Annotated in this window: 28 protein-coding genes; 7 read left to right on the forward strand and 21 right to left on the reverse strand. The window is 69.6% G+C overall.

Going from position 1 to position 25,367, the window contains the following annotated elements; all coding sequences use genetic code 11:
* Nucleotides 1-60 precede the first annotated feature (60 nt).
* The 12 genes from M9979_RS11920 to M9979_RS11975 all read right to left on the reverse strand — a co-directional run bounded on the left by M9979_RS11920 (nt 61) and on the right by M9979_RS11975 (nt 11,024).
* Nucleotides 61-534 (reverse strand): helix-turn-helix domain-containing protein, encoded by a 474-nt coding sequence (locus M9979_RS11920; RefSeq protein WP_254289576.1) that lies wholly within the window; start codon nt 532-534, stop codon nt 61-63.
* 53 nt (nt 535-587) lie between these two features.
* Nucleotides 588-947 (reverse strand): hypothetical protein, encoded by a 360-nt coding sequence (locus M9979_RS11925; protein ID WP_254289577.1) that lies wholly within the window; start codon nt 945-947, stop codon nt 588-590.
* Nucleotides 944-1,954 carry a chemotaxis protein CheB gene (locus M9979_RS11930; RefSeq protein WP_254289578.1) on the reverse strand — a complete coding sequence of 337 codons (1,011 nt, stop codon included), beginning with the start codon at nt 1,952-1,954 and terminating at the stop codon, nt 944-946. Before M9979_RS11930 ends, M9979_RS11925 begins: the two co-directional genes overlap by 4 nt.
* Before the next feature lie 37 nt (nt 1,955-1,991).
* Nucleotides 1,992-2,435, reverse strand: coding sequence for a chemotaxis protein CheW (locus M9979_RS11935; protein WP_254289579.1), 444 nt, complete (start codon nt 2,433-2,435; stop codon nt 1,992-1,994).
* A gap of 24 nt (nt 2,436-2,459) precedes the next feature.
* Nucleotides 2,460-2,840 carry a response regulator gene (locus M9979_RS11940; protein WP_254289580.1) on the reverse strand — a complete coding sequence of 127 codons (381 nt, stop codon included), beginning with the start codon at nt 2,838-2,840 and terminating at the stop codon, nt 2,460-2,462.
* Nucleotides 2,841-2,887: 47 nt separating this feature from the next.
* Nucleotides 2,888-3,457 carry a chemotaxis protein CheD gene (locus tag M9979_RS11945; protein WP_422922024.1) on the reverse strand — a complete coding sequence of 190 codons (570 nt, stop codon included), beginning with the start codon at nt 3,455-3,457 and terminating at the stop codon, nt 2,888-2,890.
* A gap of 5 nt (nt 3,458-3,462) precedes the next feature.
* Entirely contained in the window at nt 3,463-4,479 is a 1,017-nt protein-coding gene (locus M9979_RS11950) for a protein-glutamate methylesterase/protein-glutamine glutaminase (RefSeq protein WP_254289582.1), read from the reverse strand.
* Complete coding sequence (locus M9979_RS11955) at nt 4,476-5,342, reverse strand: CheR family methyltransferase (protein WP_254289583.1); 867 nt, start codon at nt 5,340-5,342, stop codon at nt 4,476-4,478. The genes M9979_RS11950 and M9979_RS11955 overlap by 4 nt, the downstream gene beginning before the upstream one ends.
* Entirely contained in the window at nt 5,339-7,510 is a 2,172-nt protein-coding gene (locus M9979_RS11960; RefSeq protein WP_254289605.1) for a chemotaxis protein CheA, read from the reverse strand. Before M9979_RS11960 ends, M9979_RS11955 begins: the two co-directional genes overlap by 4 nt.
* 11 nt (nt 7,511-7,521) lie before the next feature.
* On the reverse strand, nt 7,522-7,803 hold the full coding sequence (locus M9979_RS11965) for an STAS domain-containing protein (RefSeq protein ID WP_254289584.1): 282 nt from the start codon (nt 7,801-7,803) through the stop codon (nt 7,522-7,524).
* 34 nt (nt 7,804-7,837) lie between these two features.
* Nucleotides 7,838-9,280, reverse strand: a complete 1,443-nt coding sequence (locus M9979_RS11970; protein WP_254289585.1) for a methyl-accepting chemotaxis protein — start codon at nt 9,278-9,280, stop codon at nt 7,838-7,840.
* A gap of 310 nt (nt 9,281-9,590) precedes the next feature.
* Nucleotides 9,591-11,024: a methyl-accepting chemotaxis protein gene (locus tag M9979_RS11975; protein WP_254289586.1), complete on the reverse strand. Its 1,434-nt coding sequence runs from the start codon at nt 11,022-11,024 to the stop codon at nt 9,591-9,593.
* A 179-nt stretch (nt 11,025-11,203) separates the two neighbouring features.
* On the opposite strand from M9979_RS11975, the gene M9979_RS11980 reads away from it, so the two are divergent.
* Nucleotides 11,204-11,725: a gamma carbonic anhydrase family protein gene (locus tag M9979_RS11980; RefSeq protein ID WP_254289587.1), complete on the forward strand. Its 522-nt coding sequence runs from the start codon at nt 11,204-11,206 to the stop codon at nt 11,723-11,725.
* Here M9979_RS11980 and M9979_RS11985 read toward each other — a convergent pair.
* The 5 genes from M9979_RS11985 to hppD form a co-directional block, all read right to left on the reverse strand.
* Nucleotides 11,722-12,687 carry an alpha/beta fold hydrolase gene (locus M9979_RS11985; protein ID WP_254289588.1) on the reverse strand — a complete coding sequence of 322 codons (966 nt, stop codon included), beginning with the start codon at nt 12,685-12,687 and terminating at the stop codon, nt 11,722-11,724. The two genes, M9979_RS11980 and M9979_RS11985, sit on opposite strands and share 4 nt — an antisense overlap.
* Before the next feature lie 45 nt (nt 12,688-12,732).
* Nucleotides 12,733-13,089, reverse strand: coding sequence for a Rieske (2Fe-2S) protein (locus M9979_RS11990; protein ID WP_254289589.1), 357 nt, complete (start codon nt 13,087-13,089; stop codon nt 12,733-12,735).
* Nucleotides 13,086-13,715 (reverse strand): maleylacetoacetate isomerase, encoded by a 630-nt coding sequence (maiA, locus tag M9979_RS11995; RefSeq protein WP_254289590.1) that lies wholly within the window; start codon nt 13,713-13,715, stop codon nt 13,086-13,088. Before maiA ends, M9979_RS11990 begins: the two co-directional genes overlap by 4 nt.
* Nucleotides 13,712-14,989 (reverse strand): homogentisate 1,2-dioxygenase, encoded by a 1,278-nt coding sequence (gene hmgA / locus M9979_RS12000; RefSeq protein ID WP_254289591.1) that lies wholly within the window; start codon nt 14,987-14,989, stop codon nt 13,712-13,714. Before hmgA ends, maiA begins: the two co-directional genes overlap by 4 nt.
* Nucleotides 14,990-15,142: 153 nt before the next feature.
* Complete coding sequence (hppD, locus tag M9979_RS12005; protein ID WP_254289592.1) at nt 15,143-16,210, reverse strand: 4-hydroxyphenylpyruvate dioxygenase; 1,068 nt, start codon at nt 16,208-16,210, stop codon at nt 15,143-15,145.
* Nucleotides 16,211-16,293: 83 nt separating this feature from the next.
* Between hppD and M9979_RS12010 the strand changes: the two genes are divergently transcribed.
* Nucleotides 16,294-16,743: a MarR family winged helix-turn-helix transcriptional regulator gene (locus M9979_RS12010; RefSeq protein ID WP_254289593.1), complete on the forward strand. Its 450-nt coding sequence runs from the start codon at nt 16,294-16,296 to the stop codon at nt 16,741-16,743.
* Nucleotides 16,744-16,852: 109 nt separating this feature from the next.
* Nucleotides 16,853-19,495 (forward strand): TonB-dependent receptor, encoded by a 2,643-nt coding sequence (locus tag M9979_RS12015; protein ID WP_254289594.1) that lies wholly within the window; start codon nt 16,853-16,855, stop codon nt 19,493-19,495.
* A gap of 201 nt (nt 19,496-19,696) precedes the next feature.
* Here M9979_RS12015 and M9979_RS12020 read toward each other — a convergent pair whose 3' ends face one another.
* Both M9979_RS12020 and M9979_RS12025 read right to left on the reverse strand, forming a co-directional pair.
* Complete coding sequence (locus tag M9979_RS12020) at nt 19,697-21,235, reverse strand: ABC transporter permease/substrate-binding protein (RefSeq protein WP_254289595.1); 1,539 nt, start codon at nt 21,233-21,235, stop codon at nt 19,697-19,699.
* Nucleotides 21,232-21,996 (reverse strand): ATP-binding cassette domain-containing protein, encoded by a 765-nt coding sequence (locus M9979_RS12025; RefSeq protein ID WP_254289596.1) that lies wholly within the window; start codon nt 21,994-21,996, stop codon nt 21,232-21,234. Before M9979_RS12025 ends, M9979_RS12020 begins: the two co-directional genes overlap by 4 nt.
* Nucleotides 21,997-22,056: 60 nt before the next feature.
* Between M9979_RS12025 and M9979_RS12030 the strand changes: the two genes are divergently transcribed.
* Complete coding sequence (locus M9979_RS12030; RefSeq protein ID WP_254289597.1) at nt 22,057-22,845, forward strand: SDR family oxidoreductase; 789 nt, start codon at nt 22,057-22,059, stop codon at nt 22,843-22,845.
* Between the two features lie 109 nt (nt 22,846-22,954).
* On the opposite strand, the gene M9979_RS12035 is transcribed toward M9979_RS12030, so the two are convergent.
* Nucleotides 22,955-23,251, reverse strand: a complete 297-nt coding sequence (locus M9979_RS12035) for a 4a-hydroxytetrahydrobiopterin dehydratase (protein WP_254289598.1) — start codon at nt 23,249-23,251, stop codon at nt 22,955-22,957.
* A gap of 44 nt (nt 23,252-23,295) precedes the next feature.
* On the opposite strand from M9979_RS12035, the gene M9979_RS12040 reads away from it, so the two are divergent.
* From M9979_RS12040 to M9979_RS12050, 3 genes are read left to right on the forward strand one after another with little or no spacing between them, the layout of a single operon-like run.
* Nucleotides 23,296-23,706, forward strand: a complete 411-nt coding sequence (locus M9979_RS12040) for a metallopeptidase family protein (RefSeq protein WP_254289599.1) — start codon at nt 23,296-23,298, stop codon at nt 23,704-23,706.
* Nucleotides 23,703-24,257: a heme ABC exporter ATP-binding protein CcmA gene (ccmA, locus tag M9979_RS12045; RefSeq protein ID WP_254289600.1), complete on the forward strand. Its 555-nt coding sequence runs from the start codon at nt 23,703-23,705 to the stop codon at nt 24,255-24,257. Before M9979_RS12040 ends, ccmA begins: the two co-directional genes overlap by 4 nt.
* The gene (locus M9979_RS12050) at nt 24,257-24,898 is read left to right on the forward strand and encodes a heme exporter protein CcmB (RefSeq protein ID WP_254289601.1); all 642 of its coding nucleotides are present in this window, start codon (nt 24,257-24,259) and stop codon (nt 24,896-24,898) included. Before ccmA ends, M9979_RS12050 begins: the two co-directional genes overlap by 1 nt.
* Here M9979_RS12050 and M9979_RS12055 read toward each other — a convergent pair.
* Nucleotides 24,895-25,095, reverse strand: a complete 201-nt coding sequence (locus M9979_RS12055; RefSeq protein WP_254289602.1) for a hypothetical protein — start codon at nt 25,093-25,095, stop codon at nt 24,895-24,897. The genes M9979_RS12050 and M9979_RS12055 overlap by 4 nt on opposite strands.
* Nucleotides 25,096-25,367 lie beyond the last annotated feature (272 nt).

Below are 25,367 nucleotides of genomic sequence, written 5' to 3' on the forward strand. Positions count from 1 at the left end.
AAGAGGCGGTGCTGCCGGCGATCCACGTCGCCCAGGCGATCGAGGTGCTGGGTTGCGGGATCAGCGAAGCAAGGCGTCGGGACGGGTCAGCGGCAGCGCCACGATCTCGGTCAGCCACGCACGGATCGTATCGCGCGCCGGGGGGCTCAGACCCAGCATCGTCACCCGCCGGTCGCTGACGTCGTCGCTGCCCTCGATCAACCCGCGGTCCTGCAGCAGCTTGATCCAGCGCAGCGCCGTGGTGCGCGGCACGCCCGCCGCGGCGCAACAGGCATTGGTGGTCACCGTCGCGCCGTCCAGTCCCTCGGCGAACAGGAACATCAGGATGTCGAGCCCGGGATTGGCGAACAGCGTCGCGTCGAAATGATCGCCCAGCTTGCGACGGGCGGCGACGATGCTGCAGGCAAGGTCGCTGAGCGTGCGATCCGAGACCCGGCGCCCGGTGATCGCCAGCGATCCGCCGGTTCGGGCGAATGCGGTGCCACCGGTGTCTTCGTCGGCAGTAGCACCGGGTTCGCGCATTGCGGTGTCCATCGTGATCGTCGTCCCCGTCTTCCGGGTCAGGCATAACCGCAGACGATCCGAAATCAAGCCGCGTCGTCGTCGCCGGGTTCGAGCGGCACGCCTTCGCGCCGATAGCGGTCGACCGCGACGCGCAGGCTGGCGCCCAGATTCTCCAGCGTCACCGCCGCCAGCCGCTGTTCGACCGGCGCCGCCGACCGCAACAGATCGGCGACGGCGAGCTGCGCCTGGGTGATCCGGTCGATCTCCTGCAGGCTGTGCATGTGGTGGCGCAGCGTATCGGGGTTGCCGGCAAGGTCGAAGGCGAGATCGGCGAGCAGGCCGGTGATCCCGACCAGCTCGTCCGCCAGCGCATGCGCCAGCGCGGGCTCCAGTCCGGGCGCGAATGGCAGGGCGTGTTGCGTGTCGATGGGCAGCGCGATCATTTGTTGCACAGTTTCAGGATGGTGCGCGCCAGCTGGTCGGCGGGCACCGGCTGGGTGGCGATGCGCCGCGACAGCAGGAAGCCCTCGGCGCGGTTCTCGGCCGGCACGATGCAATAGCTGTTGCCGGCCTGCAGCGCGCGCACCCCGGCGTCGCCGTCCTCGCCATCGGCGCCGAGCAGCAGGCCGACCGCCTCCGCCCCCGCCGCCTTGGCGATCGAGGCGAACAGGATCGAGATCGACGGCCGCTCGCCCGCCACCGGATCGCGCGGCAGCATGCGCAGCTTGCCGTTCGGCCATGCATCGACGACGACATGCGTGTCGCCCGGCGGCGCGAGATAGATCGTCCCCTGTTCGAGGGTCATGCCATCCTCGGCGAGCACGATCCGGGGCGCGATCTCGGCCGCCATCCTGTCGATCATCGTGCCGGCGAGGCCGGCGCCCAGGTGCTGGACGACGACGGTCGGCGGGCAATTGGCAGGGAAGCCGCCGAACAGGTCGAACAGCGTCTGCGTCGCCGCGGCCTCGCCGCCGATCGCGACGATGCGGCCGTTCCAGTCGAGCGGCGGTGCGGCGACGACTTTGGCCGTCGAGGCGCCCTTCACCGGCGCGCCCTTGGCGGCCTTGATCCGCTTGCCGAGCTTGGCGAGGATCTTGTCGAACTCCGCCGCGACCGCGACCTTGGGCTTGGGGAAACAGTCGATCGCGCCCAGCCGCAGCGCCTCGATCGAGGCTTCCGCGCCGGCTTCGGTGCGGGTCGAGAACATGATGACCGGCATCGGCCGCTTTTCCATCATCTCCGCCAGATATTCGAGGCCGCTCATCCCCGGCATCTCGACGTCGAGCGTCATGACATCGGGATGGAGCGTCTCGCGCATGCTGCGCGCCTCGTCCGCACCATCGGCGGAACCGACGACGGTGACGCCGGGAATCCGTTCCAGCGCGCCCGACAGCAGCGCGCGCATGGTGAGCGAATCATCGACGACGAGAACTTTAACCGGGGCGGCCATGGCCAGGCATCCTTAGGAAACGAGAGGAACGAAGGGCTCAGGCGACGTCGGGTAGTACGACCGACGTATCGACCAGCCGGTCGAGCGCCAGGACCAGGATCAGGCGCTGGTCGATCGTCGCCAGCCCTTCCAGGAAATTGGCGGCCGGCGTCTCGCCGATATCGGGCAGCGGCTGCATGCCGTCGTCGGGCACGGTGACGATGTCGTTGACCGCATCGACGATCAGGCCCTGCAGCTGGTCGCCGATCCGCACGACGATGATGACGTGGCGCGACGACGGGTCGGTCAGCCCCCAGCCCAGGCGATGGCTGAGGTCGAGCACCGGCAGCACGACGCCGCGCAGGTTGACGACGCCGCGGACGTGCGGCGGCACGTTGGGCAGCGGGGTGGCGGGCGACCAGGCGCGGATCTCGCGGATCGCCATGATGTCGACGCCGAGGACCTGTTCGCCGATCTGGAAGGTGATGAGCTGACGGGACATGGATGGGGTTCCTGTAGCGAGGACTTAGTGGAGGACGCGGCGGATCGCCGCGGCCAGTTTGTCGGGGTGGAACGGCTTGACGATCCAGCCGGTTGCGCCGGCGGAACGCGCGCGCTGCTTCTTCTCGTCGGAGCTTTCGGTGGTCAGCACCAGGATCGGCAGGTTGCGGTGCCGGTCCTGTTCGCGCACCTTTTCGATCAGGCCGAACCCGTCGAGGCGCGGCATGTTGATGTCGGTGATGAGCAGGTCCGGGCCGTTGCCCGCGGAACAGGCGCCGCCCAGACGTTCGAGCGCCTCGACCCCGTCTTCGGCCTCGAGGACCTTGTAGCCGAGATCGGACAAGGCCGCTTTCAGCAGCATCCGCATGCTGGGGGAATCGTCCACGGTCATGATCGTGCTGGACACGGGGTTTCCTTCGTTGGGGAGATTGGCGTTGGAGAGACTGGAGGTCATCAGAAGAATTCGACGTCGCCGACCGTCGCCGCGGCGACGGGTGCGGGGGCGGGCGCGATGCGCGGCCGTTCGACCGGGCGATCGTTGGCGATGCGACAGCGGGCGAGGCCCAGCGTCGGGCGGAACTCGACGCGACGCGCGCCGTTGCCGCCGACGTCTTCGCCGACCAGCGCGATGCGCTCGTCGCGCAGGAAGCGGCGCGCGAACAGCGCGTTGGTCGCGCCGATGTCGCGGAAGCCGTCGCGCAGGCTCGCACCGCCATAGATGCGCGCCTTCAGGTTGGTGCGCGTTGCCCCCATCGCCATCATCGCGTTGATGAGCACCTCCATCGCATAGACGCCGTAGCGTTGCAGCGAGCGGACGTCGGTCTCGCCGCTACCCGGCTCGGCGAGCAGGAAGTGGTTGAGGCCGCCGACCTTGGCGACCGGATCGAACAGGCACGCCGAGATGCAGCTGCCGAGCACCGTCGTCAGGATGATGCCGGCATCGTCCGAGACCTTGGTCTCGCCCTGCATGATCGTGACGCGGCGCAGGCCGTCGGCGGGGCGGGGCAGGCCGGTGTGGGTCAGCGCACTCATGCGCGGCACTCGGCGAGCAGGCGGGCGGCGATCCGCGACAGCGGCAGCTGCGCGGTGACCGCGCCCATCTGATAGGCCGCGGCGGGCATGCCGTAGACCACGCAGCTGTCCTCATCCTGTCCGATCGTCATCGCTCCCGCATCTTTCATGGTTTTGAGGCCGCGCGCGCCGTCGGCGCCCATGCCGGTCAGGATCGCGCCGACCGCGGACGCGCCCGCCCAGCGCGCCACCGACAGGAACAGGCGATCGACCGAGGGGCGGTGGCCGCTCATCTTCTCGTCGGCGACCAGCCGGCATCGGCGCAGCGTGCCGCCGGTGATCTCGCAATGGTGCGAACCGCCCGGCGCGACATAGATGTGGCCCGGTTCCAGCGGTGCGCCGGTGCGCGCGACGCTGACGGTCGGTGCCGACAGCCGGTCGAGCCGCGCGGCGAAGGTCGGCACGTAGCTTTCGGGCATATGCTGGACGATCACCGTCGGCGGGCAATTGGCGGGAAAGCCGCCGAGCAGCTCGATCAGCGTCTCGACGCCGCCGGTCGACGATCCGATCGCGATCATCGCATCGGCGCGCGGCACGTAATCGGCGGGTACGCGCGGCGCGACGGGCGTGACGCGCGGGCGGACGCGGCTCTTGGCGGCGGCCTTGACCAGGCGGGTGAGGCCTTCGCCGAGGCCGCCGCCGAACGCCTGCTTGGGCTTTTCATAACAATCGAACGCCCCCAGTTCGAGCGCGCGGATCGTCGCCTCCGCGCCGCGCCCGGTCAGCGTCGACAGCATCACCACCGGCATGGGCCGGAGGCGCATGATCTTTTCGAGGAAATCCAAGCCGTTCATCCCCGGCATTTCGATATCGAGCGTGATGACGTCGGGATTGAGCGATTTTATCATCTCGCGCGCGCTGTGCGGGCCGTCGGCGGTGCCGACGACTTCGATCTCCGCGTCCTGCGAGAGGCTGTGCGCGACCATCGCGCGCATCGTCGGGGAGTCGTCGACAACGAGGGTACGGACGGTCATGCCGCCACCTTCCGGAAGGTGGTGCGGCCGACGCAGGTAAAGCGCGGCGCGACCGAGGCGGACAGCCGTTCGGAATGGCCGATATACAGGAAGCCGCCGGGCGCGAGGCAGTCGGCGAGCCGGGTCTGCAGCCGTTCCTTGGTGGGTTCGTCGAAATAGATCATGACGTTGCGGCAGAAGATCGCGTCGAACGTGCCCTTCATCGGCCAGGATTCGAGCAGGTTGAGCTTGCGGAACGCGACGCGCTCGCGGATCAGCGGATGCACCTCCGCCTGGTTGCCCGCGGACTTCATCCAGACCGAGCGCAGCGACTGCGGCACGCCCGAGGCGGTGTCGGTGGTGTAGCGCCCGGTGGCGGCGGCGGCGAGGATCTCGGTCGACAGGTCGGTCGCCAGTACGCGCAAATCAGTGCGCGCCAAGCGCTGGCCGTTGCCGCGTTCCTTGCCGAAGATCGCCATGAGCAGCGAATAGGGTTCCTCGCCGCTGGAACAGGCCGCCGACCAGATCCGCACCTTGCCGCGGGTGGCGAGCCGCTGGTCGAGCGCCGGCCAGGCGTGCTCCATGAAATGGTCGAAGTGATGCGATTCGCGAAAGAAGCTGGTGTGGTTGGTGGTCAGCGCGTCGATCGCCTGCGTCCGCTCCGCCGCGTCCTGTTCGATGCGGCGGATATAGTCGGCGAAGTTGGTCAGCCCGCACGCGCGCACCCGCGGTGCGAGCCGGCCATAGACCAGCTGCATCTTGTTCGGCGGCATCAGGATCCCCGCCTCGTCATAGACGAACGCGCTGATCGCCTGATGATCGGCGGCGTCGAAGCGGAATTCGGTCGGGCGGCCCGCGGCGACCGGACGGAGCGCGGCGCTCATGCGGCGAGACCCAGCGGGGTGAGCCCGAGGCGCGGATCGCGGCGCCAGCGCGAGATCAGCGCATCGACGTCGAGGATCAGCGCGACGCGCCCGTCGCCGAGGATGGTGGCGCCGGCGAGGCCGGGGATCGCCTCGTAATTCGCCTCGAGGCTCTTCACGACGACCTGCCGCTGGTCCTGGATCGAATCGACCATCAGCACCGCCTGCCCCGTGTCGGATTCGACGACGATCAGCACCGCCTGCGCCGGGTCGGTCTGCGCGCCCTGGATACCCAGTTGTTCGGCGACGCGGTGCACCGGCACGTACGAGCCGCGCACGTCGAGCAGCGAGGCGGTAGGGCCGAGGATCTTCACCCCGTCCTCTTCGGGACGCAGGCTCTCGACGATATGGCCGAGCGGAATGACGAAGGTCTGGTCGCCGACGGTGACGATCATGCCGTCGAGCACCGCCAGCGTCAGCGGCAGCGACAGAGCGAAGCTGGAGCCCGAGCCGAAGTTCGAGGTGATGCCGATGCGGCCGCCCAGCGCCTGGACGTTCTTGCGCACCACATCCATGCCGACGCCGCGACCCGAGATGTTGGACACGGTCGCCGCGGTCGAGAAGCCGGGCGCGAAGATCAGATTGTCGACCTCCTCGTCGCTCAGCACCGCGTCGTGCGCGATGATGCCGCGCTCGACCGCCTTGGCGCGGACGCGCTTCCTATCGATGCCGCGGCCGTCGTCCTTGACGGTGATGACGATGCGGCCGGAATGATGCGCCGCCGACAGCGTGACGACGCCCTCTTCGGGCTTGCCGGCCTTGAGCCGCTCGGCGGTGGTTTCGAGGCCGTGATCGACCGCGTTGCGGATCAGATGGGTCAGCGGCTCGCCGATGCGTTCGACGACGGTCTTGTCGACCTCCGTCATCTCGCCGACGATGTCGAGGCGGACGCGCTTGCCGGTTTCGACCTCCAGTTCGCGGATGATGCGCGGCACGCGGCTGAACACGGTCTTCATCGGCTGCGCGCGGATCGCCATCGTCGATTCCTGCAGCTCGCGCGTCAGGTGGTCGAGGTCGGTCAGCTCGCTGATCCCGCCGGCGCCATGTTCGGACAGACGCTGCGCCAGCATCGCCTGGGTGATGACCAGTTCGCCGACGAGGTTGACGAGGCGATCGAGCTTGTCGAGGTCGACGCGGATCGTCTGCGCGGGCGGCGGCGCAACGGTGCGCGGCGTGGCGGGGTCGGCGGGCAGGATGGTCGCCACCGGTGCGGCGGGCGCCGCGGGTGCTGCAGGCGCGTCGGCGGTCGGTGCGACCGGAGCCGGGACGACGACGGGCGGCGTCTCTTCGCTGAGATCGACGAGCAACGTATCGTCGTCGTCGTCGTTGTCGGCGAGCGGCGCAACCGGCGGCATGCCGATGCGGGCGATCGTCAGGTCGCAATCGCCCATGAATTCGAAGATGCCGCGAATGTCGTCTTCCGCGACGGCGCCCGGCACGATGGCGGTCCAGCCGAGGTACGAGCGTTCGGGATGCAGGTCGTCGAGCAGCGGCAGCCGCGAGACGTCGGCGGCGAGCACCTCGCCGTCCAGCATCGTCAGTTCACGGACCAGCAGCAGCGGATCGCCGCCATTCTCCAGCGCATCGGCGCCGGGGACGAAGGTCACCTGCCAGTCGCCGCTATGGCCGTCGGCAGCGGGGGCGGGGGCTTCGCACAGCGCGAACAGGTCGTCGAAATCATCGAAGCCATCGCCCGCGGGCGCGGCGGCGGCCGGCGCATCGGCGATCACCGCCGCTACCGGTGCCGGCGCGCTCGGGGTCGATGCCGCGACCAGCCGGGCGAGCATCGCGCCGTCGGCGGGCGCATCGCCGCCGTCGCGCGCCGCGGCGACATGGTCGGACAGCATGTCGAACGCGCCGACGATCGTGCCGAGCAGGTCGGAATCGAGCGTCAGCGTGCCGTTGCGGACGAGGTCGAGCAGCGTTTCATATTCGTGGGTGAACGCCTGCAACCGTTCGTGGCCGAACGCACCGGCGCCGCCCTTGATCGAATGGACCGAGCGGAAGATCGTGTTGATCGTCTCCGAATCATGCCCGCCCTGGCGCACCGAGGCGAAATTCGCCTCCATCGTAGCGAGGCCTTCGTCGCATTCCTGAAAGAAGATCTGCTGGATCTCGTCGAGGTTCATCATCGGTCCTTTCAGGCGCCGGCAGCGCGGACGGGGTCGAGCGCGGCGTCGAGCCGGGCAAGCGTCATCATCCGCGCCAGCGCATCGCTGGGATGGTCGATGCGAAAGGCGAGCCCGCGGTCCGCCGCGGTGGCACGGGCGCTGGCCAGCACCTGCAGACACGCCTGCCCCGCGCGGACGACGTCCGCGCCGTCGAGGTGCAGCGGCTCGCCGCGCTCGACGCGGGCGAGCAGCGCATGGCGCAGCGGGCCGGCGGCCGAGGTGTCGAGCGTAGCGGGAAGCGGGTGGTGCATGGGGCGTGTGTTCCTCAGATGTCCGATACGCGCGTCAGAATTCCGACCAGTCGTCGGATGCGACCGCGACCGCCGCACCGCCGCGGCGCAGCGGCGCGCGGGCTTCGGCGGCGATGCGGCGTCCGGTGTCGGCGGCGCGCTGTTGCAGGCGGTGGACGGGATTGGCGGCGGCGGGGGCCGGCGCGCCCGCGGGTGACCGGCGGTCGGTGCGGAAGCGGGAAACCTGGCCGGCGAGTTCGCCCGCCTCTGCGGCCAGCGCGCGCGCGGCAGCGGTCGCTTGCTCGACCATCGCGGCATTCTGCTGCGTCACGCCGTCCATCTCGCCGACCGCGGTGTTGACCTGTTGCAGGCCGGTCGCCTGCTGTTCGGCGGCGACCGCGATCTGGCTGACGAGCGCGCTGATCTCGCCGAAGCGGCCGGTCAGGCGCTGCAGCGCCTTGCCGGTCTCGCTGACCAGCTCGACGCCGGCATCGACCTGTCGCGACGAGGCGGTGATGCGCAGCTTGACGTCCTTGGCCGCCTCGGCGGAACGCTGCGCCAATGCGCGCACTTCGGACGCGACGACCGCGAAGCCCTTGCCTGCGTCACCGGCGCGGGCGGCCTCGACACCGGCGTTGAGCGCCAGCAGATTGGTCTGGAAGGCGATGCCGTCGATGACCGAGATGATTTCGGAGATTTCGTTCGAGGCGCGTTCGATGCCGCCCATCGCGTCGACCGCGCGGGCGACGACGACGCCCGATTGCTCGGCCTCGCCGCGCGCCTCGGCGACGACGTCGCTGGCGCGGTTGGCGCTCGCCGCGGTCTGGCGGACGGTCGAGGTGATCTCGTCCATCGCCGCAGCGGTCTCTTCGAGGCTCGCGGCCTGCTGCTCGGTGCGCTGCGACAGATCGTCGGACGCCTGCAGGATGTCGGTCGAGCCGGTGTTGATGCCGGCCGCGGCCTGGTTGACCGCGGCGACCGCCGCCATCATCGCGTCCATCGCGCCGTTGAAATCGCTGCGCAGCGATTCGAAATCGTCGGGGAAGACCGCGGTGATGCGGAAGGTGAGATTGCCCTGCGCGAGTTCGCCCAGCCCCTCGGCGAGCGCGGCGGCCATCGCGCGCTGCGCCTCGGCGATGTTCGCCTCTGCCATGTTGCGGCGGAAGATCGCCATCGCGGTGGTCATCCGGCCGACGCAGTCGCGGTTCTCGGTATGCGCGATCGGCGAGGCGAGATCGCCGGCGGCGAGCGCCTCCATCCGCACCACGGTCTCGACATAGGGTTTGCAGATGATGCGGCCGGCGAGCAGCGTCGTCGCCACCATCGTGGCGACGGTCAGCGCGGACATGCCGATGTCGAAACCGACGCCGGTGTGGATCATGCCGGTCGCGGCGCCGGCGGTGATCGCCACCGCCACGCTGCCCAGCAGCGCCTGGATCGTCCCCAGCGCGCGGAATTTGGTGCGGATCGGTGCCCGCTTCTCGAACCAGCTCAACATCGGCAATATCCCCGTCGACGACCCGCGGAAAAACCCCGCGCGGTCCATGGACGCCGAAAATTGCCGCTCGTGCTTAACGAGCCGTTGAGCAACCGGAACGGGTGTTTTCAGTCGGTTGCGAAGGTTCGTGCGGCGGCGCGAATGGCGGTTGCGCGTTGAGAGAACAGGGGGGCGGACGAGCCCGCGCGAACGATATTGATCGTCAATGTCGTTGTATCGGAACACGGGTCTACGCCTTTCCTGGCTGGAGGAACGGGGTTCCCCCACACGGATCCGGCTTGCGGCCGAATCGCGTGGGGGGAGCGCGGGATCAGAATTCTGACCAGTCGTCCGACGCGACGGCGACCGCGGCATTGCCGCCACCGGCGGAGCGGCGCGTGGCGCGGGCGATGCGGCGGCCCGCGTCGGCGGCGCGGCTCTGCAGCTGGTGGACGGCAGGGGCCGGCGCCTTGGCCGCGATGTCGCCCTCGTTGATCTTGAAGCGCGCGACGTGGCGGGCGAGCTCGTCCGATTCGGCCGACAGGCTGCGTGCGGCGGCGGTCGCTTCCTCGACCATCGCGGCGTTCTGTTGCGTCACGCCGTCCATCTCGCTGACCGCGGTGTTGACCTGCTGCAGGCCGGTCGCCTGCTGTTCGGCGGCGACCGCGATCTGGCCGACCAGCGTGCTGATCTCGCCGAAGCGGGTGATGATGCGGCTCAGCGCCTGGCCCGTCTCGCTGACCAGTTCGACGCCGGCTTCGACCTGTTCGGACGAGGCGTTGATGCGGGTCTTGACGTCCTTGGCGGCCTCCGCCGATCGCTGCGCCAGCGCGCGCACTTCGGAGGCGACGACCGCGAAACCCTTGCCCGCGTCGCCGGCACGCGCCGCCTCGACGCCGGCGTTGAGCGCCAGCAGGTTGGTCTGGAAGGCGATGCCGTCGATGACCGAGATGATCTCCGAAATCTCGTTCGAGGCGCGTTCGATGCCGCTCATCGCATCGACCGCGCGGGCGACGACCGTGCCCGACTGTTCGGCCTCGACGCGCGCTTCCTCGACGACGCTGTTGGCGCGCACCGCGCCCGCGGCGGTCTGGCGGACGGTCGAGGTGATCTCGTCCATCGCCGCGGCGGTTTCCTCGAGGCTCGCAGCCTGCTGCTCGGTGCGCTGCGACAGGTCGTCCGATGCCTGGCGGATGTCGGTCGCGCCGCTGTTGATGCCGTTGGTCGCTTCGGTCACCGCGCTCATCGTGTCGGCGACGGCGTCGAGCGCACGGTTATAGTCGATGCGCAGCCGCTCGTAATCGGCGGGGAAGCTCTGGTCGATGCGATAGCTGAGGTCGCTCGCGGCGAGGCGGTTCAGGCCTTCGCCCAGCGCGTTGACGACGACCTCCTGCGCCTGCGCCGATGTCTGGACGCTTTCGGCATTCTCCTTGAACACCTGCATCGCGCGCGTCATCCGGCCGACGCAGTCGCGATAGTCGGTATAGGCGATCGGGCTGTGCAGGTCGCCGGCGGCGAGGCCCTCCATGCGGAGCACGGTGTTGACGTACGGATTGGAGATCATCCGGCCGCTGACCAGCACCGTCACGAGGGTGAGGACGAACACGCCTCCGGCGACGGCGATGTAGATTGTCGCTTGGGCGGGCGTCGCGCGCGCGGCGAAGTAGGTGGTCGCGACGCCCGACGTCGCGAGGATGGCGTGAACGCCGAGCAACGCCTTGAACTTCGTACGAATCGGTGCGGTCTTTTCAAACCAGGTAAGCATGACGGGGTCCCTTCTTGGTGGCGAGCCGTCATGCCGAACCGATCCATTTTGGTGGGGATCACGTCGTTTGCCGGACATCTTGCAACCGCTATGACCTGAAAAGGGTGAAGACCCGGTAAACTATGTCCGTTGCGGACATTGGCTGGCCGGGTCGACCCGAGGTATGAAGGGAAAAACCGTTGACCTGCTATCACTTGGGGGATGCGACGCCCGATATCGCGGCGGACGTCTATGTCGCGCCCGGCGCGCACGTCATCGGCCGCGTCTCGCTCGGCGAACGCGCGTCGGTGTGGTTCGGCGCGGTGCTGCGCGGCGACAACGATCCGATCCGGGTCGGTGCGGAGAGCAATATCCAGGACGGGGCAATGATCCATGCCGATCCGGGCGTGCCGACGACGATCGGGCGCGGCGTGACGATCGGGCATCACGCGATCGTCCATGGCGCGACCGTCGGCGATCACAGCCTGATCGGGATGGGGGCGACGTTGCTCAACCGCTGCGTGATCGGGGCGAATTGCATCGTCGGCGCGAACGCGCTGGTGACCGAGGGCAAGTGCTTTCCGGACGGATCGCTGATCGTCGGCAGCCCGGCGCGGGTGCTGCGGCCGCTGACCGAGGTGGAGATCGCCGGGCTGCGGCTGTCGGCGGCGACCTATGTCGCCAATGCGGCGCGCTATGCGCGCGCGCTGACGCCGCTCTAGGTCATGCGTGCCGAGGCGTCGGCGACGAAGCGGGCGGTGGCGTCAGGCGCCGTGATCGGGATCATGTGGCCGCCCTCGATCACCTCGATCCGCGCGCCGGGGATTTCACCGGCGGTGCGATGGCCGTGCAGCATCGGGTCGAGCACCGCATCCTCGCGGCCGTAGAGGATCGCGATCGGCACGGCGAGGTCGGGGTAGCGCGCGGCGAGCGCCGCCATGTCCTGCCCGGCGGAGGCGAGGTCTGCGGCCGCCGCGGCGATCGCGCTCGGCCGCTGGGTCAGCGCGCCGCCGCCGCGGGTCGCGAAATCGGCGGGCGGCGCCTCGGGCGCGAACACCAGTTGCAGGTTGCGCTCGCCGGTGAGGCGGGTCAGCGGCGCGCCGAGCGTCTGCGCCATCAGCCGGCGCAGCGACGGCGGGATCGCGGCGAGCGCGCGGAAATTCTCCGGCACCTCGTCCTGCGCCTGCGTCAGCGGCGAGATCAGCGCGAGGCCGCGGATGAGGTCAGGCCGGTCGAGCGCGAGCGCCAGCGCCACCGCGCCGCCGAGCGAATGGCCGACGAGCAGCGGGCGCTCGACGCCGACCGCCTCGATGAAGCGGCCCAGAATCGCGCCCTGTTCGACGATGCCGGGTTCGCGATCGTCGTCCGCGGTCGAATAGCCCGAGCCGGGGCGATCGACGAGGATCACGCGGTGATCCCCGGCCAGCAGGTCGAGCATCGCATAGCTGAAGTTGCGCAGCTGGCCGCCAAGGCCGTGGACCATGACGATTGCCGGGCCGGTGCCGCGATCGACATAGTGCAGCCGCGCGCCGTCGACCTGGATATGGCGGCCGTCCTGCGGCACCAGCCGCTCCGCCTCGCGCGCGATCCGGTCGGAATAGAAGGACAGGCCGAGCCCGCCCGCCGCGGTAAGCGCGGTGGCGCCGATCAGCGTGCCGAAGGTCCAGCGTGTGCCGCTCTGCATGGGATCGGATCCTTCCGTTCGCGAAAGGCCCGTGCATAGCATGGATCAGGCGGTCGTGACGATGCCGTTCCGGACGGTGACCGGCCATGCCCCCAGCCGCTGGCCGACGCAGGGGCCGCCGACGCACAGCCCCTTGTCGATCGTGAACAGCGCGCCGTGCCAGTCGCAGACGATCAGGTCGCCCGCCGGGGTGAGGTAATCGTCCAGTTTCTGCGCGAGCGGCACGCCGGCATGCGGACAGCGATCGACATAGCCGAACACCGCCTCGCCGCGGCGGACGACGAAGCCGTGGAAACGGCCGGCACGCAGTTGCAGGACGAAATTGCGCGCGGTGCCGTCGGGGATGTCGGTCAGCGGCGCCAGCGCGACACCGGCGGGGGTGGCGGTAACACGGTCGCTCACGCGTCTGCGTCGGGCTGGCGGCTGGGATGCGCGGCCTCGGCCAGCGCGGCGGTGCGGGCTGCGCTGGCCACGAGGTGGGGGTAGGGAGCGACGTCCACCCCGAACCGCTCGGCCGAATAGAGCGCGGGGACGGTGATGCAATCGGCGAGCGTCGGCGTCGCGCCATAGGCGAAGCCGTCGCCGTGGCGCGCGATCAGCGTTTCCAGCGCGGCGAAGCCTTCGGTCATCCAGTGCGTCATCCAGGCGTTCACCTGATCCTCCGACGCGCCGAAATCCCGGCGCAGCGCCTTCAGCGTGCGCAAATTGTGGAGCGGGTGGACGTCGGTGGCGATCGTCGCGACCATGCCGCGCACGATCGCGCGGCCGTCGGCATCGACGGGGAGCAGCGGCGGATCGGGGAAGCGCTCGTCGAGCCATTCGAGGATCGCGGCGCTCTGCGTCAGGATCAGCCCGTCGACCTCCAGCGCGGGCACCAGCCGCTGCGGGTTGAGCGTCGCATAAGCGGGGTCGGTATGCGCACCGGTGCGCAGGTCGTGGTTGACCTGCTCGTACGCCAGCCCCTTCAGCGCCAGCGCGATGCGGACGCGATAGGCGGCGCCCGAGCGCCAATAGCCGTGCAGGATCACAGGAGGCGCGCCTTGGGGAAATCGGCCCAGACCGCGTCGTAGTCGAGCTGGCTATGCTCCAGCGCATAGGACGTCGGCTTGTAGGGCCAGCAGCTTTCCAGCATGAACGCCATCGTGCCTTCGATCTTGTGCGGCTTGAGGTCGGCGGCCGACGCGCCCTGCCAGCTGGCGAGGTCGGGGCCGTGGCCGGCCATCAGATTGTGCAGCGAGATGCCACCCGGCGCGAACCCTTCCGCCTTGGCGTCATAGGCGCCGGTGATGAGGCCCATCGCCTCCGACATGATGTTGCGATGGAACCAGGGCGGGCGGAACGTGCCCTCCGCCACCATCCAGCGCGGTGGGAAGATGACGAAATCGGCATTGGCGCGGCCGGGCACATCGCTGGGGCTGGTCAGCAGCGTGAAGATCGACGGATCGGGATGGTCGAAGCTGACCGTGTTGATCGTGTTGAAGCGCGCGAGGTCGTAGCGCCACGGCGCGAGGTTGCCGTGCCACGCGACGACGTCGAGCGGGCTGTGGTCGAGCGTCGTCGTCCACAGCGACCCCATGAACTTCTGGATCACTTCGGTCTTGTCGTCGCGGTCCTCGAACCACGCGACGGGCGTCTCGAAATCGCGCGGGTTGGCGAGGCCGTTGGCGCCGATCGGGCCCAGGTCAGGAAGGCGGAACAGGCTGCCGTGGTTCTCGCAGACATAGCCCCTGGCGGCGCCGTCGGGGAGCAGCGCGCGGAAGCGCACGCCGCGCGGGATCAGCGCGATCTGGCCGGGGGCGACCTCGATGCGGCCGAGTTCGGTCAGCAGCTCCAGCCGTCCCGCCTGCGGCACGAACAGCAGTTCACCGTCGGCGTCGGTGAAGACGCGGTTCGTCATGTCGGCGCTGGCGGCATAGACGTGGAGCGCGACGCCTTCGAGGTCGGCGGGATCGCGGTTGGCGAGCATCGTCGTCATGCCGTCGATCAGGTCGGTGCCGGCCGGTGCGTCGGGGATCGGGTCCCAGCGCAGGCGGTTGGGCGCGAGCGGCGCGTCGCTGGTGCCGGGGGCAAAGCGTCGCGCGCCGTCGTAGCGGGTATAGGGCGGATGCTCGGCGGTCGGGCGCATGCGGTAGAGCCACGAGCGGCGGTTCTCGTGGCGCGGCGCGGTGAAGGCGGTGCCGCTGAGCTGTTCGGCGTAGAGGCCGAACGGCGGACGCTGCGGCGAATTGCGGCCGATGGGGAGCGCGCCGGGGACCGCCTCGGTCGAGACGTGGTTGCCGAAGCCGGGGATGTAGGCGGTCATGGTTGCGTCCTCTCCTTACCCCCTCTCCCATCGGGAGAGGGGCAAGCTCGCGTAGCGAGCGCGGGGTGAGGGTGAGTGCGGAACGCTGGCGTTGGTCGCCCTCACCCTTCCGCGGCTACGCCGCTCCCTCCCTCTCCCAAAGGGAGAGGGAATTTACGCGTCGACGGTAATCACACCGCGACGGATTTGATCGAGTTCGATCGATTCATACAGCGCCTGGAAATTGCCGTTGCCGAAGCCTTCGTTGCCCTTGCGCTGGATGATCTCGAAGAAGATCGGACCGACCATCGTCTCGGTGAAGATCTGGAGCAGCAGGCCCTCTTCGCCGACGTTGCCGTCGATCAGGATGCGGTTCCGGCGCAGCCGTTCGAGGTCCTCGCCATGGCCCGGCACGCGTTTGTCGACGAGTTCGTAGTATGTCTCGATCGTGTCCTGCAGCTTGACGCCGCGGGTACGGAGTTTCTCGACGGTGGTGTAGATGTCGTCGGTGGTCAGCGCGAGGTGCTGGATGCCTTCGCCGTTATAGTCGCGGATGAATTCCTCGATCTGGCTCTTGTCATCCTGGCTCTCGTTCAGCGGGATGCGGATCGCGCGGTCGGGGGCGATCATCGCCTGGCTGAACAGGCCGGTCGCCTTGCCCTTGATGTCGAAATACTTCTGCTCCTCGAAGCCGAAGATCTGGCCGTAGAAGGCCGACCAGGTGCGCATCTGGCCGCGGCGGACGTTGTGCGTGAGGTGGTCGAGCAGGTCGAGCCCCACGCTGTTGGCGGCCTCCGCTTGCGCCGCACCGGGGACCTGGTCCCAGTCGTCGTAGAGGCTGCCCGCCGATCCGTGGCGATCGACCAGATAGAGGATCGAGCCGCCGATCCCCTCCAGCGCAGGCACGCCGTCGAGCGCCGCACCGGCGGGCGCCGGCTTGGCGCCGCGTGCGATCGCCGCGTCATAGGCGGCCGTCGCGTCCTGCACCCGGAACGCCATCGCACTGGCCGAGGGGCCGTGGAGCTCACGGAAGTCGGCGGCGTGGCCGGTAGCCTCGCGGTTGAGCAGCAGGTTGATGCGACCCTGCTTGTAGCGCGTCAGCTTCTTCGTCGGGTGCGTCGCGGCGGGGACGAAGCCCAGCGCCTCGAACTGCGCGGCGAGCGCGTCCGGATCGGGCGAGGTGAATTCGCAGAATTCGAACCCGTCGAGGCCCATCGGGTTGACGTCGATATGGTCGGTCATGCGTGGCGGCTCCGCGATGGTATCATTCGTTACCAAAATTCCTGCGTCATTGCCAAACCGGTGTCAACTGATACCACAATGCGATGACTGCGCGTGCTCTCGTTCTCGATGATTTCCTGCCCTACCGGCTGTCGGTGACGTCGAACCTGGTCAGCGATTCGATCGCGCGGGCGTATGAGGCGCTGTTCGGTCTCACCATCCCCGAATGGCGGCTGATCGCGGTGATCGCGGAAGCCGGCACGATCAGCCAGCAGGCGATCGGCGCGCGGACGCTGATGGACAAGGTGACGGTCAGCCGCGCGGCGATCGCGCTGGTCGATCGCGGGCTGCTGGCGCGGCGCGGCAATCCCGGGGACAAGCGCTCGCACCTGCTCGAACTGACCGACGCGGGGCAGGACCTTTACGCCGCGGTGGCGCCCAAGGCGCTCGACCTCGAGGCGCGCATCTTCTCGCATTTCGAACCCGACGAGGTGGCGCGCTTCACCGCCATGCTGCGCCGGATCGAAGCCGTGACGCTCGACCTAGCACGCTGAGCCGCGCGTGGCCGAAAGGCCACAGCCGTCCGAAAGCCACACCCCGGCACATTTATGCGACATTTGCCGCCTAAGCGCGGCGGCACAGGTTCACGGGAAAGATTCGGGTATGCGTGCTGCGGTGGCGATGATGATGGCGGCGAGCTGGCCGGCGATGGCGGTGGCGCAGCAGGCGCCCGCGCCGGTGGCGCCGACAACGGCGCCGGTCGCGGCGGCACCGGTGGTCACACCATCCGTGGCGGTTGCGCAACAGGTGAAACAGACCCCGGCGGCACCGGCGGCGCAGGATGCCGAAGAGGGCGGCGAGGAAGGCGACATCGTCGTGCAGGGCCGTCGCCCGCCCGGATCGGTGGTCGGCGACATTCCCGCCGAACAGGTGCTCGGCCCCGCCGACGTGCGCAGCTATGGCGTCAGCAGCGTGTCGGACCTGCTCACCGAGCTCGCCCCCCAGACACGCAGCGGTGCCGGCGGCGCGCCGGTGGTGCTGCTCGACGGCAAGCGGATCGCAGGGTTCCAGGAAATCCGCGACATCCCGACCGAGGCAATCCTGCGCGTCGATATCCTGCCCGAAGAGGTCGCGCTGAAATACGGCTATACCGCCGACCAGAAGGTGGTGAATTTCGTGCTGCGCCGCCGTTTTCGCGCGACGACGGTGGAGCTGGCCGATCGCGCCGCGACCGAGGGCGGGCGCAACACGCCGCAGGGCGATCTCGACCTGCTCACCATCCGCAACGGATCGCGGCTCAACATCCACAGCAAATACCAGCAAAGTTCGGCGCTGACCGAATCGGAGCGCGACATCGCGCTCGCCACGACCGAAGGCGGGGCGACCGGGTTCGACCAGCGGCCCTATCGCACGCTGCCGCAGCAGCCGTTCTCGCGCAGTTTCGGCACCAACGTCATCTATGCGCGTCCACTCGGCGACGTCAGCACGACGATCAACGGCGAGCTGACCGCGACGCAGAGCGTCGGGCGCTTCGGCCTGCCGCTCGATGCGGCGAACGTGCCACTGTCGCTCGATCCGCTGACCCAGCGCAGCAACGGCGTCACCGGGCACCTCGGCACCAGCCTCAACGGCCGGTTGAGCCCGCGCTGGCTGTGGACGGTCACCGGCAATTACGATCGCGCCGATACGCGCACGATCGGCGATACCGTGGCGGGACGCGGCAGCAACCGCGGCCATTCGGTCTCCGACACCGGCGAGCTGGAGGCGCTGGCCAACGGGCCGCTGTTCGCGCTGCCCGCGGGCGACGTCACCACCGCGATCCGCGTCGGCGCCTCGACCAGCGACTTCTCGAGCGAATCGCTGCGCGGCGGCCTCGTCACCCGCGGCGACGTGTCGCGCGATTCGGCGAGCGGGCGGGCCAATATCGACCTGCCGATCGCCAGCCGCAGCCGCGGCGTGCTGCCGTTCCTCGGCCAGCTGTCGGTCAACGGCAATTTCGCGCTCAACCAGCTGTCGGATTTCGGCACGCTGACCGCTTATGGCTATGGCCTCAACTGGGGACCGGTCGATGGCGTGCGCGTGATCGGGTCGATCAACCAGCAGGACGTCGCGCCGACCGCGGCGCAGCTCGGCAATCCGACATTGGTGACGCCCAACGTGCGCGTGTTCGACTACGTGCAGGGCCAGACGGTGACGGTGACCACGGTCAGTGGCGGCAACCCTGCGCTGCGATCGAGCGACCGGCGGGTGACGCGGCTGGGGCTGAACCTCAAGCCGTGGAGCGCCAGGGACCTGACGCTGCAGGTCAATTATACCAAGCAGGATACGCGCAACCCGATCCAGGGCTTTCCGTCGCCGACCGCGGCGATCGAGGCGGCGTTCCCGACGCGCTTCACCCGCGATGCGGCGGGCAACCTGACCCGGCTCGATACGCGGTCGATCAATTTCGCGCGCCGCGAGAGCGAGGAGATTCGCTGGGGGATCAATTTCTCGCGTCCGATCAAGTCCAAGATCCAGAAGCAGATCGAGGCGTTCCGCGCCGGCACCGGGCCCAATCCGTTCGCGGGGCTGCGCTTTCCGGGGGCAAACGGCCGGCCGGGCGGCGAGCGGCGGCCGGCTGGTGAGGGCCGTCCTGGGGGCGAGCGGCCAGCAGGTGACGGCGCACCGCCGCCGCCCGCCGATGGCGCCGCTCCGCCGCCGCCGGGTGGCGGCGATGGTGGCGGTCGTGGCTTCGGTGGGCCGGGCGGTGGCCCGGGCGGCGGGCGTGGCTTCGGCGGCGGCGGGTTCGGCGGCGGTGGTGGCCGCGGCGGTGCGGGTGGCGGGCGCATCCAGTTCGCGCTCTACCACACCTGGCATCTGACCGAGCGGGTGACGGTGGCCGATGGCGGGCCGCTGCTCGACCTGCTACGCGGCGATGCGATCGGGGCGACCGGCGGCCAGCCGCGACACGAGTTCGAGGCGCAGGCGGGCTATTCGAACAACGGCATCGGCGTGCGGCTGTCGGGCGAATATGCGACCGGGACGCGGGTCAACGGCGGTACTGCGGCCAACCCGCAGACGCTGCGCTTCTCCGGCCTTGCGACCGCCAATCTGCGGCTGTTCGGCGATCTGGGGCAGCAGCTGGGCTTGCTGAAGGCGCACCCCTGGGTGCGCGGCATGCGCGTGACCTTCTCGATCGACAACCTCTTCAACGGCCGCCAGCGCGTCACCGACGGGGCGGGGGTGACGCCGATCAGCTATCAGCCGGATTACAACGATCCGCTGGGCCGGACGGTGCGGCTGAGCGTGCGGAAGCTGTTCTTTTAGGATCACGCGAAGGCGCGGAGAGAAGAAAGAAGAAGATTGGTTCGCGCGGAGGCGCGGAGGCGCGGAGAAAAAGAAGAAGATTTGCCGCGTCAGCGGCCTTCTTCCTCGTCTCATTGGTAGAGCGGGCGCTTCGCGCAGGGCGCGACACCTCCGCGTCTCCGCGTGAACCAATCTTCTTCTCGTCGCGCCTTCGCGTGGATCCTAAAGTCCCAGCCGCCGTGCGAGCCAGTCGGCCGCCTGTTCGGGCGTTCGCTTCCCCGAATCGCGATCGACCTGATAATTCGCCTCGCGCATCGCCGCGACCGGGATGCGGCCGACGAGCGGCGTGAGGGCGGCGGCGAAGGTGGCGTCCTTCGCGCGCGCCGGGGCGACGAGCAGCAGCGCGTCGTAGCTCGGGATGGCATGCCTGGGGTCGGTCAGCACCGTCAGCCGATCCGCGGCGATGCGGCCATCGGAGGAGAAAGCGGAGATGACGTCCGCCTCGCCGCTCGCCAGCGCGCGGTACATGAAGGTGGGGGCGTAGGGTGTCGTCGCGGCGAAGCGCAGCGGATAGGCGCGCCGCACCGCCGCCCATTCGGGGCGTTCGAGGAATTCGAGGTCGCTGCCGAGCTTCAGCCCCGGCGCCGCGCCGACGAGGTCGGACAGGCTGGCGATGCCGCGCCGCTGCGCATCGTCCCCGCGCATCGCGAAGGCATAGGCGTTCTCGAAGCCGAGCGGGCCGATCAGGCGGACGCCGCTGGTGTCGCGCGTCCAGCGGCCGATCGCGGCGACCATCGCCTTGGGATCGGGGACGTCCTTGCGCCGCATCGGGCCGGTCCACAGCGTGCCGGCATATTCGACATAGACGTCGACGTCGCCGCCCGACAGCGCGCCGTAGATCACCGCCGAACCCAGCCCGTCGCGATAGCGGACGGTATAGCCGGCGTGGCTCAGCCGGTCGCCGATCAACCGGGCGAGGATGTACTGTTCGGAAAAGTTCTTGGCGCCGATCGTCACCACCCTGGCGCCGCCGCCGCGATGCCAGAGCGGTGCGGTGGCGAGCAGCAGGCCGGCGGCGAGGGCGATGCAGGCGCCGAGCCACAGCGGCCGGCGGCGGTGCGCGATGCCGCGTTCGACGAGGCCGATCAGCGCGTCGGTCGCCAGCGCGAGGCCCGCCGCGGCGAAGCAGCCTGCGAGCACCAGCGTCCAGTTCTGCGTCTGGAGCCCAGCGAAGATCATGTCGCCGAGGCTCGGCTGGCCGACCGTGGTCGACAGCGTCGCCGCGCCGATCGTCCACACCGCGGCGGTGCGGATGCCGGCGATCAGCACCGGCGCGACGAGCGGCGCCTCGACCAGCCGCAGCGTCTGTGCGGGCGTCATGCCGACCGCCTTCGCCGCCTGCCGCACCGCGGGGTCGATGCCGGTGAGGCCGGCGACGCCGTTGCGGATGATCGGCAGCAGCGCGTAGAGCGTCAGCGCGATCAGCGAGGGCAGGAAGCCCAGCGCCGGGATACCGCCGCCGACCAGCGCCGACAGCCACAGCAACAGCGGGTAGAAAAGCGCGAGCAGCGCGAGGCTGGGGATGGTCTGGACGAGGCTGGCGAAGCCGAGCACGACGCTGCCGGCGCGGCGTCGGCGTGCGGCGAGGATCGCCAGCGGCAGGCTGATCGCGATGCCGAGCGCCAGCGCCGCCGCCGACAGCAGGACGTGCTGCGCGAGCAACGGCGGCACCCGACCGAGCGCGTCGAGGAAGGCGTTCACGCCGCTCGTTCCCGGGCGATCTCGCGCAGCCGCTCGGCCTGATGCCGTGGGACCGCGACCAGCGCCTGTGCCGCCTCGCCGCCGCCGCCGTTCAGCAGCTCGCCGGGGGTCGCATCGGCGACGATCCGCCCCGCCTGCATCACCAGCACGCGGTCGGCGAGCAGCAGCGCCTCCGCCATGTCGTGGGTGACGAGGATCGTGGTGAGGCCGAGCCGGTCGTGCAGCGCGCGGATCTCGCCGCCGAGCGTATCGCGCGTCACCGGATCGAGCGCGCCGAACGCCTCGTCGAGCAGCAGCAGCTTCGCGCCCGGCGCCAGCGCGCGGGCGATCGCGACGCGCTGGCGCTGCCCGCCCGACAGTGCGTCGGGCATCCGCGTCGCGACGTCGCGGGGCAGCGCGACGAGGTCGAGTAGTGCGTCGACGTCTGCCACGGGCGCGCCGGCGATGCGCGGGCCGATGGCGATGTTCTCGGCGACGGTCATGTGCGGGAACAGGCCGATGCCCTGGAAGACATAGCCGATCCGCCGCCTGAGCGCAGGCGCGGGGCCGGTGGCGACGTCTGCGCCGTCGAGCAGCACGCGGCCTTCGCTGGGCTCGATCAGGCGGTTGATCGTCTGGAGGAGCGTCGACTTGCCCGATCCCGATGCGCCGACCAGCGCGACGAAGCTGCCCTTCGCGATGGCGAGGCTGACGGTATCGACCGCCAGCGTGTCGCCGAACCGCTTGGTGACGGCATCGAAGCGGAGCGATTCTGCTGGCATCGGCGGCGACGATGCGGGATGCCCGATGCAAAGTCCATGCGAAGGACGAGAGGAGAGTGTATGACCGAGACGCGTGCGATCTTCATCACCGGCGGCGGGTCGGGCATCGGCCGCGCAGTGGCCAAACTGTTCGGCAGCCGCGGCTGGCGGGTCGGGATCGCCGACGTCAATGCCGCGGGGCTGGCGGAGACGGCCGCGCTGCTCCCCGCCGGGATGGCCGAAACCTATGTAATGGACGTGCGCGACCGTGAGGCGTGGACCGCGAACCTCGACGCCTTCACCCGCGCCAGCGGCGGGCGGCTGGACGTCCTGTTCAACAATGCCGGGATCGGCACCGGCGGGCCGATCGCCGAGGCGGATTTCGACGCGATCGACCGGACGGTGGCGATCAACTTCACCGGCGTGCTCAACGGCGCGCGGATCGGCCATGCCTATCTGGCGAAGACGCCGGGGTCGGTGCTGCTCAACACGTCTTCGGCTTCGGGCATCTATGGCTCGTCCGGCCTCGCCACCTATTCGGCGACCAAGTTCGCGGTGCGGGGCCTGAGCGAGGCGCTCGATGGCGAGTGGCATGCGCAGGGGATCAAGGTGCGCTGCCTGCTGCCGAGCTTCATCGAGACGCCGCTGCTCGACGGCGTCGCGGGGGGCACCAATCGCACGATCCGCGAATCGGTGACCGGTGCGGGGCTGGAGCTGACGCCGGTCGACAAGGTCGCCGAGGCAGCGTGGAAGGCGGTGCACGGCGATGCGGTGCATACCTATGTCGGCAAGACCGCCGAAAGGCTGCGCTTCGCCGCGCGCTGGATGCCGGGGGCGCTGCGCAAGCGGATGCGGCGGTCGTTGCGGTAACCGGGCCTACTCTCACCCTCACCCTTCCGCGCCTTCGCTGCTCCCTCCCTCTCCCATCGGGAGAGGGAAAAGACGCCGAAGGCGGCGAAGGGTGAGGGCGACCTGGCCCCTACTCATCCACGATCGCGTCGATCGCCTCGGCCATCTCGATGTCGCGGTGCGACAGGCCGCCGGCGTCGTGCGTGGTCAGCAGGATTTCGACGCGGTTGTAGACGTTCTTCCATTCGGGGTGGTGGTTGGCCCGTTCCGCCATCAGCGCGACCTGCGTCATGAAGCCGAACGCCTCGACGAAGTCGGCGAAGGCGAGGCTGCGGGTGATCGCGTCGCGCGCCTCGTCGTAATCCCATTCGGGCAGGCCATCGAGCGCATCGGCGCGTTCGGCTTCGCTGAGGGCCTCGATCATCATGGGTTCCTTGTCCGATGGCGGGAGGACGGCGTATGGCGGGGACGATGAGCGGGCAAGATGCTTTCGGACCGGCGCCCGACGCCGACGCGATCGAGGGAATCGCGCGCGACACGATCGCGCGGCTGCCCGCGGCGTTCGCGGCGCATCTGGGCGACGTGCTGCTGCTGGTCGAGGAGGAGGCGGACGACGAGACGCTCGCCGCGCTGGGGCTGGAGCATCCGCTCGACCTGACCGGGCTGTACCATGGCCGTCCGTTGGGCGAGAAATCGTCGATGGAATCGGGGGCGCTGCCCGACCGCATCCATCTGTACCGGCAGGCGATCCTCGCCGAATGGGTCGAGACGGGGGTGCGGCTCGACGACCTCGTCCGCCACGTCACCATCCATGAGATCGGCCATCATTTCGGCCTGTCCGACGACGACATGCACGCGCTGGAAGACGCGGTGGTCGATTGACGCGGCTCGCGTTCGACGACGTCGCCTGCCTGCGGGGCGGGCGGGTGTTGTTCGAGGGACTGGGCTTTGCGCTGGCGCCGGGCGAGGCGGCGCTGGTCACCGGCCCCAACGGCGTCGGCAAGTCGAGCCTGGTGCGGATCGCCGCGGGGCTCCTGCGGCCGGCGGCGGGTGAGGTGACGCGCGAGGGCGCGGTGGCGTTGCTGGGGGAGGCGCATGCGCTCGACCCGGAATGGTCGCTCCGCCATGCGCTCGGTTACTGGATCGGCGATCGGACGGCGACGGCACTCGCGGCGCTGGGGCTGGCGCATCTGGCCGAGGTGCCGGTGCGGGTGCTGTCGACCGGGCAGCGGCGCCGCGCCGGGCTGGCGCGTGTCGTCGGCAGTAACGCGGCGATCTGGCTGCTCGACGAGCCGGCGAACGGGCTCGACGACGATGGCGTGGCGCTGCTCGAAAGGCTGATCGCCGCGCATCGGGGCGCGGGTGGGATCGCGGTCGTGGCGACGCATACGACGGTCGCGCTGCCGGGTGCGCAGCCCGTGAGGCTCGGGTGATGCGGTTCGGGGCGATCGTCGCGCGCGACCTGCGTCGGGCGTGGTCGGGGGGCGGGGCGTGGTGGCCGGTCGCCTTCTTCCTGCTCGTCGCCTGCCTGTTCCCGTTCGCGGCCGGGCCGGATGCGGCGCTGCTGGCGCGGATCGGCGGCGGGGTGATCTGGGCGGCGGCGCTGCTCGCGGCGCTGCTGCCGGTCGAGCGGCTGGTCGGGCCGGATGTCGAGGCGGGGGTGATCGATCAATATGCCGTGCGGGGCACGCCGCTGGCGCTGGTCGCCTTCGCCAAGATCGTCGCGCACTGGCTGGGGTTCGCGCCGCCGCTGATGCTGGCGGCGGTGGTCGCGGGCGGCCTGTTCGACCTGTCGGCGGCGACGCTGGCGCGGGTCGAATGGGGCCTGCTGATCGGGACGCCGGGACTCGCCGCGCTGGCCGTCGCGACCGCTGCGCTGGTCGCCGGCTTGCGCGGTGGCGGGGCGGTGGCAGGACTGGTGATGCTGCCGCTGGCGATCCCGCTGCTCATCTTCGGCGCGGGATCGCTCGACGGAGGGGCGGGGGCGGTGAAGCTGCTCGCCGCGGTCAGCCTGTTGCTGACCGCGGGTGCGCCATGGATCGCCGCGGCGGCGATCCGGGTCGGGATGGATTAGGAGCGGTGATCCGAAGCATAGACCATCGCCGCGGCAGTTCCCGTCGCCGGTTTCAGGCGAAACCATTCGGGACGATCGATCGCGGTCAGGAACGCGAGCACCGTCAGGCCGAACATCAGCAGCGCTAGTCTTCCCCACAGGGGATTGGGCTGGGTATCGTCGGTATTGGTCTTGGCGAGATCGTCGTTTCGCTGCATCGCTGTGCCTCCTGTGCGCTGGTCGCCAGCATGTAGCCACGATAAGTCTTCTGCACGACGAGCGTTCCGTAACGTTTTCTTGCTGCGGTGCGTCATGGGCGGTGGGGTGGTTGTGGGGCGCGGTGAGGTGTTTGTTTCGCCTCAACCCGTCCGTTCGCCCTCGTCTTAGTGGAATGACGTAGAGTTGGTTTGCCGCGTAGGATGCGGAGCCGGGGTGGGGGTGGCCACCCCCACCCCGGCGGCCGGCTGTCGGATCGGGTTCGTCCGGTTCC

It is taken from the genome of Sphingomonas liriopis (genome assembly GCF_024211255.1).
Taxonomy (GTDB): domain Bacteria; phylum Pseudomonadota; class Alphaproteobacteria; order Sphingomonadales; family Sphingomonadaceae; genus Sphingomonas; species Sphingomonas liriopis.

Coding starts and splice junctions, on each gene's coding strand:
- M9979_RS11920 (WP_254289576.1), bottom strand. CDS start 534: ATGGACACCGCAATGCGCGAACCCGGTGCTACTGCCGACGAAGACACC.
- M9979_RS11925 (WP_254289577.1), bottom strand. CDS start 947: ATGATCGCGCTGCCCATCGACACGCAACACGCCCTGCCATTCGCGCCC.
- M9979_RS11930 (WP_254289578.1), bottom strand. CDS start 1,954: ATGGCCGCCCCGGTTAAAGTTCTCGTCGTCGATGATTCGCTCACCATG.
- M9979_RS11935 (WP_254289579.1), bottom strand. CDS start 2,435: ATGTCCCGTCAGCTCATCACCTTCCAGATCGGCGAACAGGTCCTCGGC.
- M9979_RS11950 (WP_254289582.1), bottom strand. CDS start 4,479: ATGACCGTCCGTACCCTCGTTGTCGACGACTCCCCGACGATGCGCGCG.
- M9979_RS11955 (WP_254289583.1), bottom strand. CDS start 5,342: ATGAGCGCCGCGCTCCGTCCGGTCGCCGCGGGCCGCCCGACCGAATTC.
- M9979_RS11960 (WP_254289605.1), bottom strand. CDS start 7,510: ATGAACCTCGACGAGATCCAGCAGATCTTCTTTCAGGAATGCGACGAA.
- M9979_RS11965 (WP_254289584.1), bottom strand. CDS start 7,803: ATGCACCACCCGCTTCCCGCTACGCTCGACACCTCGGCCGCCGGCCCG.
- M9979_RS11970 (WP_254289585.1), bottom strand. CDS start 9,280: ATGTTGAGCTGGTTCGAGAAGCGGGCACCGATCCGCACCAAATTCCGC.
- M9979_RS11975 (WP_254289586.1), bottom strand. CDS start 11,024: ATGCTTACCTGGTTTGAAAAGACCGCACCGATTCGTACGAAGTTCAAG.
- M9979_RS11985 (WP_254289588.1), bottom strand. CDS start 12,687: ATGCAGAGCGGCACACGCTGGACCTTCGGCACGCTGATCGGCGCCACC.
- hmgA (WP_254289591.1), bottom strand. CDS start 14,989: ATGACCGCCTACATCCCCGGCTTCGGCAACCACGTCTCGACCGAGGCG.
- hppD (WP_254289592.1), bottom strand. CDS start 16,210: ATGACCGACCATATCGACGTCAACCCGATGGGCCTCGACGGGTTCGAA.
- M9979_RS12010 (WP_254289593.1), top strand. CDS start 16,294: ATGACTGCGCGTGCTCTCGTTCTCGATGATTTCCTGCCCTACCGGCTG.
- M9979_RS12015 (WP_254289594.1), top strand. CDS start 16,853: ATGCGTGCTGCGGTGGCGATGATGATGGCGGCGAGCTGGCCGGCGATG.
- M9979_RS12025 (WP_254289596.1), bottom strand. CDS start 21,996: ATGCCAGCAGAATCGCTCCGCTTCGATGCCGTCACCAAGCGGTTCGGC.
- M9979_RS12030 (WP_254289597.1), top strand. CDS start 22,057: ATGACCGAGACGCGTGCGATCTTCATCACCGGCGGCGGGTCGGGCATC.
- M9979_RS12035 (WP_254289598.1), bottom strand. CDS start 23,251: ATGATGATCGAGGCCCTCAGCGAAGCCGAACGCGCCGATGCGCTCGAT.
- M9979_RS12040 (WP_254289599.1), top strand. CDS start 23,296: ATGAGCGGGCAAGATGCTTTCGGACCGGCGCCCGACGCCGACGCGATC.
- M9979_RS12050 (WP_254289601.1), top strand. CDS start 24,257: ATGCGGTTCGGGGCGATCGTCGCGCGCGACCTGCGTCGGGCGTGGTCG.
- M9979_RS12055 (WP_254289602.1), bottom strand. CDS start 25,095: ATGCAGCGAAACGACGATCTCGCCAAGACCAATACCGACGATACCCAG.